General features: G+C 59.9%; 12 protein-coding genes. 4 read left to right on the top strand and 8 right to left on the bottom strand.

What is annotated here, in order from left to right:
- The first annotated feature begins 314 nt into the window (after nucleotides 1-314).
- Complete coding sequence (locus ATY29_RS03145; RefSeq protein WP_025415968.1) at nucleotides 315-2,303, top strand: bifunctional 2',3'-cyclic-nucleotide 2'-phosphodiesterase/3'-nucleotidase; 1,989 nt, start codon at nucleotides 315-317, stop codon at nucleotides 2,301-2,303.
- 39 nt (nucleotides 2,304-2,342) lie between these two features.
- Here the strand turns inward: ATY29_RS03145 and ATY29_RS03140 are convergent, their stop codons facing one another.
- Nucleotides 2,343-3,311, bottom strand: coding sequence for a LysR family transcriptional regulator (locus ATY29_RS03140; protein ID WP_097535227.1), 969 nt, complete (start codon nucleotides 3,309-3,311; stop codon nucleotides 2,343-2,345).
- 138 nt (nucleotides 3,312-3,449) lie between these two features.
- On the opposite strand from ATY29_RS03140, the gene ATY29_RS03135 reads away from it, so the two are divergent.
- Entirely contained in the window at nucleotides 3,450-4,064 is a 615-nt protein-coding gene (locus tag ATY29_RS03135) for an FMN-dependent NADH-azoreductase (protein ID WP_003573668.1), read from the top strand.
- Nucleotides 4,065-4,115: 51 nt separating this feature from the next.
- Here the strand turns inward: ATY29_RS03135 and ATY29_RS03130 are convergent, their stop codons facing one another.
- Nucleotides 4,116-4,691 (bottom strand): TetR/AcrR family transcriptional regulator, encoded by a 576-nt coding sequence (locus ATY29_RS03130; RefSeq protein ID WP_003573669.1) that lies wholly within the window; start codon nucleotides 4,689-4,691, stop codon nucleotides 4,116-4,118.
- A 106-nt stretch (nucleotides 4,692-4,797) separates the two neighbouring features.
- Here ATY29_RS03130 and ATY29_RS03125 point away from each other — a divergent pair, with 106 nt between their 5' ends.
- Nucleotides 4,798-5,574, top strand: a complete 777-nt coding sequence (locus ATY29_RS03125; protein WP_025415966.1) for an SDR family NAD(P)-dependent oxidoreductase — start codon at nucleotides 4,798-4,800, stop codon at nucleotides 5,572-5,574.
- A 75-nt stretch (nucleotides 5,575-5,649) separates the two neighbouring features.
- Here ATY29_RS03125 and ATY29_RS03120 read toward each other — a convergent pair whose 3' ends face one another.
- The 4 genes from ATY29_RS03120 to ilvA all read right to left on the bottom strand — a co-directional run bounded on the left by ATY29_RS03120 (nucleotide 5,650) and on the right by ilvA (nucleotide 10,179).
- Nucleotides 5,650-6,861, bottom strand: a complete 1,212-nt coding sequence (locus tag ATY29_RS03120; RefSeq protein ID WP_097535126.1) for an MFS transporter — start codon at nucleotides 6,859-6,861, stop codon at nucleotides 5,650-5,652.
- 179 nt (nucleotides 6,862-7,040) lie between these two features.
- Nucleotides 7,041-8,312, bottom strand: a complete 1,272-nt coding sequence (locus ATY29_RS03115) for a GGDEF domain-containing protein (protein ID WP_097535225.1) — start codon at nucleotides 8,310-8,312, stop codon at nucleotides 7,041-7,043.
- A gap of 252 nt (nucleotides 8,313-8,564) precedes the next feature.
- Nucleotides 8,565-8,891: an HlyU family transcriptional regulator gene (locus ATY29_RS03110; RefSeq protein WP_025415963.1), complete on the bottom strand. Its 327-nt coding sequence runs from the start codon at nucleotides 8,889-8,891 to the stop codon at nucleotides 8,565-8,567.
- 37 nt (nucleotides 8,892-8,928) lie between these two features.
- Nucleotides 8,929-10,179, bottom strand: coding sequence for a threonine ammonia-lyase (gene ilvA / locus ATY29_RS03105; protein ID WP_097535124.1), 1,251 nt, complete (start codon nucleotides 10,177-10,179; stop codon nucleotides 8,929-8,931).
- Between the two features lie 193 nt (nucleotides 10,180-10,372).
- Here ilvA and ATY29_RS03100 point away from each other — a divergent pair, with 193 nt between their 5' ends.
- Entirely contained in the window at nucleotides 10,373-10,729 is a 357-nt protein-coding gene (locus tag ATY29_RS03100) for a VanZ family protein (RefSeq protein ID WP_003573682.1), read from the top strand.
- A gap of 467 nt (nucleotides 10,730-11,196) precedes the next feature.
- On the opposite strand, the gene ATY29_RS03095 is transcribed toward ATY29_RS03100, so the two are convergent.
- Nucleotides 11,197-11,415 (bottom strand): hypothetical protein, encoded by a 219-nt coding sequence (locus tag ATY29_RS03095; protein WP_003573687.1) that lies wholly within the window; start codon nucleotides 11,413-11,415, stop codon nucleotides 11,197-11,199.
- A 26-nt stretch (nucleotides 11,416-11,441) separates the two neighbouring features.
- Nucleotides 11,442-13,367, bottom strand: a complete 1,926-nt coding sequence (locus ATY29_RS03090) for a hypothetical protein (protein ID WP_097535121.1) — start codon at nucleotides 13,365-13,367, stop codon at nucleotides 11,442-11,444.
- Between the last annotated feature and the right edge of the window lie 307 nt (nucleotides 13,368-13,674).

The following is a 13,674-nucleotide window of genomic DNA, read 5'->3' as shown; positions in this document are numbered from 1 at the left end:
TGCGCCGAAGGAGCGGCCGAGATCGTTCCTGAGCTGCCGTTGACATTGCGGCGAGCGCAACAAGGCCTGCGTCTGCAGCAAGCGGGCGCCGAGGTTCCTGATGTTGAGGGCGGTGGCACGCAATGAGACGCTTGCTCACGATCCCGCCTCCGATGAATTTCAGTCGGAGGACTGCACCATAAATTGCATTTCAAAACCGCATCGCCTTTGCTACCGATTGTTTTGCCGTCCTGTCATTTTTGCAGTGTACTCCTCGCCAAATCGTCCTAATTCTGACGGGCCGGACGATGCATGATCCTTCAAGGAGAGTTTCAATGTCTTCCCTTTTCGATGTCGGCGTCATGAGCCGCCGTTCCCTGCTCGGCGGCCTCGCCGCCACCTCCGCCCTGGTGCTGCTGCACCCATTCAGCGCGCGCGCCAGCGCCAACCAGGCGCATCTCCGGCTGATGGAAACGACGGATATTCACGTCAACGTCTTCCCCTATGACTATTATGCCGACAAGCCGAACGACACGATGGGTCTTTCCCGCACCGGGACGATCATCGACAATATCCGCGCAGAAGCCGTCAACTCGCTGCTGATCGACAATGGCGACGTGCTGCAGGGCAATCCAATGGGCGACTACATGGCCTATCAGCACGGCATGAAGGACGGCGACGTCCATCCCGTGATCAAGGCAATGAACACGCTCGGCTACTCCGTGGGAACGCTCGGCAATCACGAGTTCAACTACGGACTCGACTTCATGTTCAAGGTCCTATCCGGCGCCAACTTTCCCTTCGTCTGCGCCAACCTGACCAAGGGCCAGCTCGCGTCGGACCCGAAGAAGGACGATCTCTTCTTCAAGCCCTACGTCATCGTGGAAAAACAGATCAAGGACGGTGCCGGCAATGAGAGCCCGGTCAAGATCGGCTTCATCGGCTTCGTGCCGCCGCAGATCATGCTCTGGGACATCAAGAACCTCGAAGGCAAGGCCCAGACGCGTGATATCGTCGAGGCCGCCAAAGCCTGGGTTCCGGCCATGAAGGAAGCCGGCGCCGATATCGTCATCGCGCTCTCCCATTCCGGCATCGACGGCAGCGCGCCGTCCGAAAAGATGGAAAACGCCTCGCTGCATCTCGCCGCCGTCGAAGGGATCGACGCGATCTTCACCGGCCATCAGCATCTCGTCTTCCCCGGCCCGAAGAGCTGGGACGGCATCGCTAATGCCGATCCCGTCAAGGGCACGCTGCATGGCAAGCCCGCTGTCATGGCCGGTTTCTGGGGCTCGCATCTCGGCCTTATCGACCTGCTGCTCGAAAAGGACGGCAACAGCTGGAAGATCGTCGATTTCACCTCGGAAGCGCGGCCGATTTATCACCGTGACGACAAGAAGAAGGTGGTCGCCGACTACGCTGACAAAAAGGAAGTGGTCGAGGCCGCAAAATCAGAGCACGAGGCAACGCTTGCCTATGTCCGCACCCCTGTCGGCAAGACCTCCGCACCGCTCTATTCCTATTTCGCGCTTGTTGCCGACGATCCCTCCGTGCAGGTCGTCAGCCAGGCCCAGACCTGGTACATCAAGCAGATGCTGGCCGATACCAAGTACAAGGATCTGCCGGTGCTTTCGGCGGCGGCCCCTTTCAAGGCCGGCGGCCGCGGCGGCGCAGACTATTACACCGATGTTCCGGCCGGCGATATCGCCATCAAGAACGTCGCCGATCTTTATCTTTATCCGAACACGGTGCAGGCCGTCGCCATCACCGGCGCCCAGGTTAAGAACTGGCTGGAAATGTCGGCCGGCATGTTCAATCACATCGCAGCCGGCTCGAAGGATGCGCCGCTGCTCAACAACGACTTCCCATCCTATAATTTCGACGTCATCGACGGCGTTACCTACCAGATCGACCTGTCGCAGCCGCCGAAATATGATTCATCCGGCAAAGCGATCAATCCGGATGCCAACCGCATTCAGAACCTTGCCTTCGACGGCAAGCCGATCGATCCCGGCCAGAAATTCGTCGTCGTCACCAACAACTACCGCGCCGGCGGGGGCGGCAGTTTCCCGGAGATCGCGGCGGACAAGGTGATCTTCCAGGCGCCGGACACCAACCGCGACGTCATCGTCCGCTATGTCCACGACCAGGGCACGATCAACCCGTCGGCGGATGCGAACTGGACCTTCAAGCCGCTGCCGGGCACGACGGCGACCTTCGAAAGCGGCCCGAAGGCAAAGCAGTTCCTTGGCGAGGTCAAGAGCGTCAAGATCGAGGATGCCGGCGACGGCGCCGACGGCTTCTCGAAGTTCAGGCTCGTTCTTTAAACGGAAACAGCTGAGGCAGGCGCGGCAGCCGCGCCTTCCTCATTCGGCTGCAAGCGGGATTGCGGGTTCGCGCAGTTCGGCGATCCGGGCGTGGAAATCCGCCTGGCTGGGGCAATTGGAAAGCCTCGTGCGGAACGCGTCGATCATCCAGGTGGCGGCCGGCCCCGGCGGGTTGGCGAGGCGGCGCGTCGAATAGATGGCATATTCCCCCTGCTCATAGGCGTCCAGATCGAGATGGACGAGCGCGCCGCTCAGGAGATCGTCATGGATGAGCGACGCCGGAAGGCCGCCCCAGCCAAGACCGGCCTTGATGAGCTGATGTTTGGTGGCAATATCGCTGACGCGCCATGTCTTATAAGACAGAACGTTGAAATCGCGCCCCTTCGTCCGGCCCGAGGCGTCGGTGACGACGAGTTGCACTTCCTCACGCACGTCACCGAGGGTCAGTGGCCGGCCGATCCCGGCAAGCGGGTGATTGCGCGCGGCAACGGGCATCATGAAGGAGTGACCGATCCGCTCGGTGACGACCGAATCGTCCTGCTTCAGCACGGCGCCGCCGATCCCGATCGTCGCCTTGCCGCTGAGGACAAGGTCCATGACCATTCCGAGCTCGCCAACGTTGAGGTTCAACGAAACCGACGGGAACATCTCGCGGAATTCGTGGAGCACGTCGACCACGGCTTTTGACGGCACCATGACACTGATGGCGACGGAGACCTCGGCTTCGAGCCCTTCCTTCAGGCTCTTGACGCGCGCCCGCATGACCTGCAGGTCGCCGAGAATGCGCCGTGCATCCTCCAGCATCGCCTTGCCCGCCTCCGTCAGCTTCGGCTGGCGGGCGCCCGAGCGTTCGAAAAGCGGCATTTCAAGCTGGGCTTCCAGATTGGCGATCGTATAGCTGACCACCGACTGAGCCCGGTTCAGCGCCCGTGAGGCGGCCGAAAAGCTGCCGGTCTCGGCAACGGTCAGAAACACCTGCAATTGATCCAGAGTCGGGTTCGGAAGCATATCCATCCATTCCATCGATAGTTTCGATCGACATTATCACCGTTTTTTCGATAGCAGGCCAGACCTATTTTCCTTTTCGACACCACGGCTCACCTCCCAGCAACGGGCCGTCAAATCCAATTCGAAAGGAAATGCACCATGTCGTCCATCCTTCTCCTGACGTCCAGCCCGCGTGCCGATTCGCTCTCGACGCCGATCGCCGCCGATCTCGCCGAAAAGCTGAAGAACCAGAAGCCGGGCAGCGTCGTCGTCCGCCGCGACCTCGCCGCCAGCCCGCTGCCGCATATCGATGACCTGTTCACCGGCGCGATCCGCAAGCCGGCGGACGACCGCACCGCCGAAGAAATCGCTGCCATCAAAACCTCCGACGAACTCGTCGCCGAACTGTTTGCCGCCGACACGATCGTCATCAGCACCGGTCTCATCAACTTCAACATCTATTCCTCGCTGAAGACCTGGATCGACAACGTCGCCCGCGCCGGCGTGACCTTCAAATACACGGAAACCGGCCCGGTCGGCCTCGTCACCGGCAAGAAGGTCTATGTCGTGCTCACCTCCGGTGGCGTCTACTCGCAGGGTCCCGCAGCGCCGTTGAACCATGCCGTGCCGTACCTGAAGTCGGTTCTCGGCTTCCTCGGCATTACCGATATCGAGACCATCTATGTCGAAGGCCTCGCCTTCGGTCCGGAAGCTGCCGAAAAGGCCATCGACGCCGCCAAGTCGCGCGTCCAGGAAATCGCGCTGGCCGCCTGATCGGCTCTCAACGCTTACTGTCGTACAGCGGCCGGCATTTGCCGGCCGTTATCATTTGTCGATGGCAGCGACAAAATCCCGGACCGTCTCGAGGATTTCGGCCGAAAGTCCGTCATCCGAGGAAACCCTGGCAAGGCCGACACCGCCTGCCATCATCGCGAAGGCCATGATCGCCTTGCGCCGTCTTTCCCCTTCATTCGCTCCCGTCGCCTTGCTAGCCAAGGCGTCGAAATTGCGCTCGAGCCGCTCGGTGGCGATCCCCCGCGCCTTGCCGCCGCTGCGGGAGATATCGGAAGTCAGCGCGGCGAAGGGGCAGCCTTCGCCAGGATTGTCGCGATGATAGGCGCTCAGATAACGGTCGGCGACATCGGCGGCCGTCATCTTCGCCGGGTCTACCCCTTCAGCCTCCAGCTTGCCTCCCCATGAATCGAAGGCCGACTGGATCGCCTCGGCGACGAGATCGTCGCGGGAGGCGAAGTGCTTATAGAAGCCGCCGACGGTCAGTCCGGCCTCCTTCATCAGGTCGGCGACGCCGATACCTTCAAGCCCCTCCTCTCGCAGGCGCTTCGACGCGATCTCGAGGATCTTTTCGTGCGTCTTCTGTTTTTCCAGCTGCGAACGACCCATCGGAAATCCCCCAGAATGCCTCTTGACTCGCGTAGATTACGATCGTAATCTTTATAGATAACGATCATAATCCAGATCGTTGCCAATTCCAAGAGGAGCATGAATTATGCGTCTAAGAAACAAGGTCGCGCTGATCACCGGCGGAAACAGCGGTATCGGTCTTGCGACCGCCAAAGTCTTCATCGATGAGGGTGCAAAGGTCGTGATCACCGGCCGTAACCCGGAAACGCTTGCCGCCGCCGAAAAGGCGCTTGGGGCCGGCGTCGTCGCACTGAAGCTCGATGTCACCGATGCCGCCGCTACCGAGAAGGTCTTTGCCGAAGCCGCCGTAGAGGTGGGCAAGTTCGACATCGTCTTCGCCAATGCCGGCATCGGCGGCGCGACACCGCTCGGGGACACGTCGCCGGAACAGTTCAATCGGATCATCAGCACCAATCTGACGGCAGTATTCTTCACCGTTCAATCGGCCCTGCCGCACCTCAACGACGGCGGTTCGGTGATCCTCAACGGTTCGGTGCATGCCGTGCTCGGAGCTCCCGGCTGGTCGGCCTATGCGGCGACCAAGGCGGCGGTTCGCGCGATGACGCGCAATATGGCCTCCGAACTCGCGCCGCGCGGTATCCGCGTCAATCAGGTGACCCCCGGCGGCACCAAGACGCCGATCTGGTCGCCGATGGCACCAACAGACGACGCGATGTCGGCACTCGAGGCCCGCATGGGTGGCCTCAGCCCGCTCGGCCGCATGAGCGAAGCCGACGAAATCGCCAAGGCCGCGCTCTATCTGGCTTCGGATGATTCCGCCAATGTCACCGGCATCGAGATCACCGTCGACGGCGGCATGACGAGCGCCCCGTCCGGCGCCAAGATCTTCCGCGCCGCCTGAGCAAGCCAGATCCGGGCAAGTGAAACTTGCCCGGGGCCTATCCGTCCCCGACTGCGGTCAATCGCCGAAAGTTTCCTATTTCCCCGCGAAGGACGCTTTGCCGATTGTCGCGCGGTGGGCAATACGAACCAGGACGATTGCTGAATTCAGGGCGGCAAGCACGAGCAAGACATGCAGCATCGCCTGAATGCCGGAGGAGACGATCAGATTGCCAGCGATCAGCGGAAAGCCGAAGACGCCGATGAAATAGGACAGCGAAAACAAGAGCAGCGATTGCGGCATAAGCCCCGTGGGCGCCTCGTTCGCCGCCAGCCCATTGATGACGGAATAGGTCAGCCCGTAACCCAGCCCCAGCATCGCCGCGGCTCCGAAATAGGCCAGCTGACTTGATGTCACCATCAGGAACAGCAGGATGGATGTCAGCGACAGGCTCGTCAGCACCAGAAGCGAATAGAAGGGATCCTTTTTGACCACATATCCCGCCACGAACAGCCGGCTGGCGATGGCGGCGGACATGAAGCCGATGAAGAACAGCGAATAATCGAAGTCGTGCGCCTTGGCGTAGCTTGTCTGAAAGCTGGAGAGCCCGCCGAAAATCGCGCCGCCGATGCCGACCATGACGATGGAATAGATCGCCGGCGAAGCAATCACCTGACGCGCTGCGGCAAAGGAGATCTTGTTGACATGCGGCAAATTCTTGCCGGCATTGCTCAGTCGCAGATGCAGCCAGAAATAAAGTGCACCGCCGGCGAGACTGGAAAACAAGGCAAAGGCGAAGGCCGTCTCGATCGGCATGGACCAGCCGGTGGCGGTGCGGCCAATGATCGGACCGGCGCCGATGCCCGACATCATTGATCCCGACAGCAAGGCGAAGAACCTGATGCGGTGCTCGGGCTCGACGAGTGCGGCGACCAGAATGGGTCCGAGCGTATAGAACGTGCCCCAACCGATGCCGAGGATAAGGCCGACGATTATCAGGCCGAGCCCAGCCGATGGGACCGTGGCAAATCCCAGCCCCGACACCGCCAGAAACAGCCCGGCAACCGCCACCGCCCGCGCCGAGCCGATGGCATCGGCGATGTGGCCGGAGAGGATCACCAGAATGACGGTGCTGACGGTCGCGGCCGAGATGATCAGGCCGGCCAGCGCCTCGTTGCCGCCGCGCTGACCGACCAGCACCGGGATCAGAAAGGTCACGCCATAGGCGATCGAAAGAAGAAATCCGCCGATGCACAAAACGGCGAACTCGCCGCCATCGACCTTCGTTCGCACAGCTGTATCACTCATGTCTCCGCCCCTCGCAGGAAAACTCGTCCCGTCGCGGCAATGGAGATCACGTTTGTGGCGTGCCAACAACCCGTTTTTATTGTTCTATTAACATATTGAAAACGCATAATATCGGCAACAGATGTTTCTGTTTGTGCAACATCACGAACACCGGCAGCCGACGCGCTGCCTTGATCGAGTCAACCGAGGTTCATCACGCCGGAACGGCCGACAACACAGTTGCGGCCGCTCTTCTTTGCCGCGTAGAGCCTGCCGTCGGCGGCCGTCAGCACCGCGGTAAAATCAACGCCGTCCTCGTCGGCGGTCGCCACGCCGATGCTGACCGTGACCGGCCTGTCGTCCGGCGTCTTGACGCTGGTGGCGATCGTCCAACGCAGGCGTTCGGCAAGCAGCAGACCTTCCTCGTGGTCGGTGCCCGGACAGACGGCAACGAATTCCTCGCCGCCGAAGCGGAAGACGCGGTCGCTCGAGCGCAAGGTCGTGCCCACTCGGGCGGCGATTGCCTTTAGCACCTCATCGCCTTGGAGATGGCCGTAGCCATCGTTGACATCCTTGAAGTGATCGGCGTCGAGGATGAGGATGGTGGTGAATAGCCCCTGCCTCTGCGCCTCGCGCAGCATCAGCGGCGCCTCCAACTCCATGCGCGTTCGATCGTAGACGCCGGTCAGCATATCGCGGCCGGTGCGCTCGAGAAGATCGTTGTAGCGCTCGCGGAACGTCAGGTCGCCGAACACGTCGCTGATCGAGCGTGCGGACACGGCCGCCCCGCCCCGGCGAATACGATATTCATAAATTGCAAACATTGCCGCATAGAGGCAGACGGCAAGCATCTTTGCCTTCCAGCCCGCCCAGAATGCGTCGATCGGCACATCCAGGAAATAATTCAGCGCGGAGAAGAAGCCGATCTGGTCGAAGGTCAGCAGCACGAAGCCCGAAATCAGGAAACGCAGGACGACGCGCCGGCGGAAGAAATCGCCGAGCTTTTCGTAAAGCAGAATGATGCCGAGCGAATCGACATAGAGCAGCGCCGTGCCCCAGACCATCAGCCAGCCCATCTCCTTGAGGAAATCGACGTCGGGCGTGTGGTTGGCTGACAGCTGCAGCGGCTGGTGCAGCTGCAACACCCAGGCGATGCCGACGGTGAGCAGGTTGCCGAGGAACAGGCCGTAGATCGGCTGCCGAACCGTCGCGGCATCCTCCTGCAGGTAAAGCATCAGGATCATCATCAGCTTGCCGGAGAAGAAGACCGACGACCCCGGCGACACATCACCGAACGGCAGCGAGACATAGAACACCGCCGCCAGATAGGTTTCCATGAAATGCATGACGCCGAGCGCCGTCAGGAAAACCCCGAGACCGAGCCGATGACGGAAATGCAGAAGCGTCACCATCAGCACGAAATAGGCGACGGCTTCGACGACGAAGAGAGCGAGGTTGAGCGTCTCCATCACCACACCCCGGCTTCAGGCCGGCACCCTCCGCGCATGGGCGCAACGGTCGCGACGGCGGATCCTTTGGTCGATCGTCCGAAAAAGTCAAACACGAGGGCGGCCCTGCAAATGCTGCAGGCGATAGCTTTGACTGCAATCCTTTAAGATTGCGTGAGCGAGATCCCAATGAGCGGCGGCGTAGCCGCGTCACAGGATTGAAAAACAAGAATAATTGCGGCCGGGCATTCCGTATCCATGCGGCGGATCCCGGTCTCAGACCTGACGAAGCTTCTCGCCGTCACCAAAGAGTGACGCACCGTGCTGATCGATGATCTGCTGTGCCTTGCGCACCGTGCATTCGAGCGCGTCGTCGGAAGAGGAAAACAGATCGGCGCGAATGAAATTGCGTACCAGCACCTCGTCGCCGACCTTCTTTTCAATGCGGCCGGCAAGGCGATACTGGCTGCCTTCCCTGCGCGGCTCGGCATAAATGGTGCAATCGCCGTAAAGCTGCGGCTCGCCGGAAGGACCTGCCGCTTCGGAAGCCGGTTTGCCGCCGCCGGAGAACATCGAGAAGAGATTTGAAAGGAACGAAGCCATGATCCGCCTTTAGCACGATGGTGTTGTTATCGCCAAGTCAAATGATCAGATTGGCGAGGATCTCGTTTTCGGTGATATCCTCGTAACCCATGCCGGCGGCTTCGAAATTTCCGATCAGCCGGGCGAAATTCTCCGGCGCCTTGGTTTCGATGCCGATCAGGATCGAGCCGAAATTGCGGGCCGATTTCTTCAGATATTCGAAGCGGGCGATATCGTCATCGGGGCCGAGGAGATTGAGGAAATCCCGGAGTGCGCCGGGACGTTGGGCGAGCCGCAGGATGAAGTATTTCTTCAGCCCTGCGTAACGCATGGCTCTTTCCTTGACGTCAGGCAGGCGCTCGAAATCAAAATTGCCGCCGGAGACGACGGCGACAATGGTCTTGCCGCGGATTGCTTCGGCGTCCATCGCGGCGATCGCCGTCAGCGACAGCGCGCCGGCCGGCTCCAGCACGACACCCTCGACGTTCAGCATCTCCTGGATGGTGACGCAGATGGCGTTCTCCGGCATCAGTTGCACTTGGCTTGCCGGAAAATCGCGAAGGGCGGCGAAATTCAGATCGCCGATGCGGGCGACGGCAGCGCCGTCGACGAAGTTGTCGACCTTGGCAAGCGTTGTCACCCTGCCCGCTTCGATGCTGCGCCTGAGACTCGGCGCCCCGGCGGGTTCGGTAAAGACGAAGGCCGATTTCGGCACGGTGCCGTCGAGATAGCCGGTGATGCCGGCGGCAAGCCCGCCGCCGCCGACCGGCAGGACGACCATGTCGGGCACCGTGCCCTCAGGCAGCTGCTGCATGATCTCGGCGGCGACGGTCGCCTGGCCCTCGATGATATCGGCGTGGTCGAAGGGCGGCACCATGACGCCGCCGATTGCCTCGACATGGTCGCGTGCGGCCTGGTAGCACTGGTCGAAGAAATCGCCGAACAGCCGGATGGTAATGAATTCGGCGCCGAACATGCGGGTCTTGTCGATCTTCTGCTGTGGCGTCGTCACCGGCATGAAGACAACGCCCGGCACGCCGAAATGACGACAGACGAAGGCAAAGCCCTGGGCGTGATTGCCGGCCGAGGCGCAGACGAAGGTCTTGGCCGAAGCCCCCTGGCCGATCGCCTTGCGGAAGAAATTGAAGGCGCCGCGGATCTTGTAGGAGCGCACCGGCGACAGATCCTCGCGCTTCAGCCAGATATCGGCCCCGTAACGCGCCGAGAGATGATCATTGAGCTGCAGCGCTGTTGCCGGAAAAAGGCTGCGCATTGCCTCTTCGGCGCTTTCGACATCAAGTCTCGTCACGGGCGTGATCCATTCTCACAATTGTAGCTGCCGCTATGGCACGGACCGGCCGGCAAAAGAAAGGCCGCTTCGGTCGTTTACGGTTCGGCCCAGGCTCTGTCTGCGAAAGCTTTTCTCAAGCCAACGGCGAAATTGGCGGCACATGAACTGATTTTAACTGTCAAAGAAACGGCGAGCCATTAAATATGAAGCCATGATCATGTTCAAATTCGCAAGACCGCTCGCCTGGCTGCTGCTCGCCATCATCATCTTCGTCACGGTCTCGCCGATCGGGCTGAGGCCGGAAACGGTGACGACGGTCGATACCGACCGCGCTACCGCCTATATTCTTGTCGGCCTCGCCTTTGCGCTCGCTTATCCGAAACAGTGGAAATTGGTGGCCGTGCTGCTGATCGCTGGCTCCGTCGCCATCGAGTATCTGCAGTACCTCTCGCCGACACGCCATCCGCGCCTGCACGATGCCGGCATCAAGGCCATGGGCGCCGCCATCGGACTGCTGGCCGGCTGGGTGATCAACAGATGGCGCGAGACGCTGATGATCTCAGGTTAGAAACCGCGAAACTCCACGGCCCAGAAGAACAGCGGTATTGCAGCCGTCGCGGCTCCAAAAACAAGCGCGACACTGGTCTTGAAGATCCGGATGCGCCGGACCCTGGCCCCAGTCCAATCGTAAACCATCGTCTCTTACTCCCACAAGACAACACTTACTCAACTGCCGCGGCGCAATCCTTGCACCGAAAATGCCTTTGTCAAGCAATAACACGCTTATATCCACAATATATATGCGTATTCCAACGGTATTATGAAGGCATGTGGGCAATCGGCAACATGACGGGGCCGATAGATTATCACTGAGATCCGCTACACTTGATCGGCACCGGAACGACTATGATCCTCTCAGTAGAGCACCGGCATGATGCTCGGCGGCGAGCAGGTCAATGCCCCGCTCGCCGTCTCGCGCGATTCCTGAGATTAGAATCCAGAACGCAAAGGCGCTATGGCGCCAATCATTCACGCCTAGCCGTCGTAATGGCCGGAGAACGCCGCTTCCGCCGACTTGACCGTGACAGCCACGTTCACGCCCTTCGTCACCGTCGCGCCGGTGTCGCGAAGATCGGTTACGACTTTCAGGCCGCCCGCCTTGGGGACCGGGAGCGGCAGTACAGTGCCGGCGTCCAGATCAGCGACCCAGAGCCCGTCTCGACCCTCAATACTAATAACAACAACTGTAGCCATGTTTTGCCCTCTCTAACGATTGATGTTTAAAATCCAGCTTTCTTCAGGCCTTCGCGATAAAGATCCTTATGCCATTGCTCTTTACTTGGAACTGCGGACAACCACTTGTCCACATCGAAGTCCGGATTGCCTTCACGAAACCTTCGTACGAAGATCCGCGCCTTGTCCGGATGGCCCAACATGGCCCAACTTGCGGCGGACAACCTATCCGCTAAATGAGGATCGGCCATCTGCCCGATATAGTCCAGCGAAGCTTCGAATTCGCCGAGGGCATAGTTTGCTCCCGCAGCGGTCCAGAAATAGGTGTCGGGACCGAGCGGGTTCAGCTCGATTGCCCGCTCGATCTTTCGCAATGCCATGGCGGGGAGCGAACAATGAACCAACGTGTCTGCGTAGTCGGCGATGACGTCGGCGTAGTGCGGCGCAAGGCTTTCCGCTACTTCCATTGCTTCGGCGCTTTCATCGAACGCGCCCTGCAACAGTTTGGCGACACCGAGCTCGCGATAGCCATCGGCGAAGTCCGCACGCATACCGGTCGCCTGCTTTGCGAATGTCTCCGCCAATTGCAAAAGATCGATATCACCGCGCGCCGTCAGCAACCATTCCTTGGAGTAGGTCCGCGCCATCGAACTCATCGCCGGTGCGAAATCCGGGCTCACGCTGAGCGCAGCTTTCATTTCCTTGCGGACGCGCCGCAGGTTCGGAAGCGTCAGCCGCGCCAGGTGCCGCCTGCCGACAAGATATCTGTGATAGGCGACCGGGTTCAGGTCTTCGCGCAGCGCCTCATGGCGCTCGATTTCGCTGGATACGGAGAGAGCGATCTGCCGGGCAACAACTCTTCTGTCTCTGGCGAGATCCATACGATCGAGGCTGAACCTTTCCGCCCAAACAATCTGGTTCTGATCGAAAAAGATCAGTTGGGCGAACAGCGTCACTTCGTCATCCGAACTGCTGATCCGGGTGTCGAGGATGTAGTTGACGCGATGCCGCTCGAAGAAGGCCTTCTGCGTCTCCACCTGGTGGCCGATTTGAACCGCCGAATACGGGGCTATGACCTCCAGGCTGTTGAAGACGCAAAATCCGATGGTGATATCCTCTACCAAAGACGCAGCTAAAAAACCGGCTTGCGGCCGAGCGGATTGATTTTTGGGGGGAAGCAGCACCAGGCGGGGAATGGCAATGCGGATATCTTCAGGCTCAAGGGGAAGAGAAGCCTCAGGTTTTGCCTTTGACGGCACCGATGACGGACGCAGGGATTTCGCGTCGCCACCATCGGATCCGGTGCGCGCGGCGATGCCCCCGGACGTCAAACTGCGCCGCTGTTCAAAATAGCTCCGAAGGGATTCGACTTCCTCTTCCGCATTGAAGATCCGTATGAGCAGTTGCAGCGTTTCCGGATCCTTCGGCTCGGTGCGAAACAGGATAACCGCGGCCTTCCTCAGCAGCTCGGCGTCCTTCCGCGACTGGGCCAGTGGGTAGGCAGTTCTCAATGTATTTCCGAGCAGCTCGATATGGTAATTTTCACGTTCGGCGAGCCAACGCTGGAAGTGACGACTATGGCTGTGAACCGGCCCGAGAAAAGGCTGGTTCATCAGCGCCACCAGCTGTCTCAGCCGGGAGAACGGCTCAACCTCCTCCGCCTCGGCCAGCAGAATGTCGGAAGACAGAGATGGGTCGAGTGTGAGCACGTTGCCCTGAGATGATAGGGTATTTACCCCGAGATCGACTTGACGGGCCTTAATTCTCGAAATCACTTTCCGCAAAGTCGAAAGTGCAACGTCCCTGTCGGCTTCGCCCCATAGGAAGCGAGCCAAGGTCGTTCGATCGGCCGAACCTTGATCGGTTGTAAATAGATAGGCGAGAAGCAGCAGGCCTTTCTCGGGAAACGCGACAGCGTTCCCCTCCTCGTCGACGAGCTGCAGCCTCCCGAAGGTCTTCAGAACAAAAGCCATTTTGCCCTATAAGTCACCACATGTTTCGGCGCTCACGCTGAAAAGTGAAGCACACGTATAACAACAGTAAAAATTGCAAACTCTACCCTCGCCAGCACTTTGTCCCAATGTCCGGCGAAATTCAACAAGCTTGTGTCGCAGGGGTTGCATTAGGTTTTCTACGCCGCCTCGCAGCGTCAATTTGAAAACTTGCTGACGCGCAGTTGCTTGCCAAAGCTTTGATCAGCACCTGGGATCGTCGCTTACTCCCGAATTCAGCTGGACACTCGAAGCGACCAGGTGGCGGAGGACTCCAGACTTTGAAACG

Origin of the sequence: Rhizobium hidalgonense (assembly GCF_002914525.1) — a bacterium.
Taxonomy (GTDB): Bacteria; Pseudomonadota; Alphaproteobacteria; order Rhizobiales; family Rhizobiaceae; genus Rhizobium; species Rhizobium hidalgonense.
The sequence above is the reverse complement of the archived record's forward strand: the minus strand, read 5'-3'. Positions and strand labels throughout refer to the sequence as shown.

Bases quoted from the DNA above. Each gene is read 5' to 3' on its own strand.
- ATY29_RS03120 (WP_097535126.1), bottom strand. From the start codon at position 6,861: ATGAGTGATACAGCTGTGCGAACGAAGGTCGATGGCGGCGAGTTCGCC.
- ATY29_RS03110 (WP_025415963.1), bottom strand. From the start codon at position 8,891: ATGGCTTCGTTCCTTTCAAATCTCTTCTCGATGTTCTCCGGCGGCGGC.
- ATY29_RS03145 (WP_025415968.1), top strand. From the start codon at position 315: ATGTCTTCCCTTTTCGATGTCGGCGTCATGAGCCGCCGTTCCCTGCTC.
- ATY29_RS03125 (WP_025415966.1), top strand. From the start codon at position 4,798: ATGCGTCTAAGAAACAAGGTCGCGCTGATCACCGGCGGAAACAGCGGT.
- ATY29_RS03135 (WP_003573668.1), top strand. From the start codon at position 3,450: ATGTCGTCCATCCTTCTCCTGACGTCCAGCCCGCGTGCCGATTCGCTC.
- ATY29_RS03095 (WP_003573687.1), bottom strand. From the start codon at position 11,415: ATGGCTACAGTTGTTGTTATTAGTATTGAGGGTCGAGACGGGCTCTGG.
- ATY29_RS03100 (WP_003573682.1), top strand. From the start codon at position 10,373: ATGATCATGTTCAAATTCGCAAGACCGCTCGCCTGGCTGCTGCTCGCC.
- ATY29_RS03090 (WP_097535121.1), bottom strand. From the start codon at position 13,367: ATGGCTTTTGTTCTGAAGACCTTCGGGAGGCTGCAGCTCGTCGACGAG.
- ATY29_RS03130 (WP_003573669.1), bottom strand. From the start codon at position 4,691: ATGGGTCGTTCGCAGCTGGAAAAACAGAAGACGCACGAAAAGATCCTC.
- ATY29_RS03140 (WP_097535227.1), bottom strand. From the start codon at position 3,311: ATGCTTCCGAACCCGACTCTGGATCAATTGCAGGTGTTTCTGACCGTT.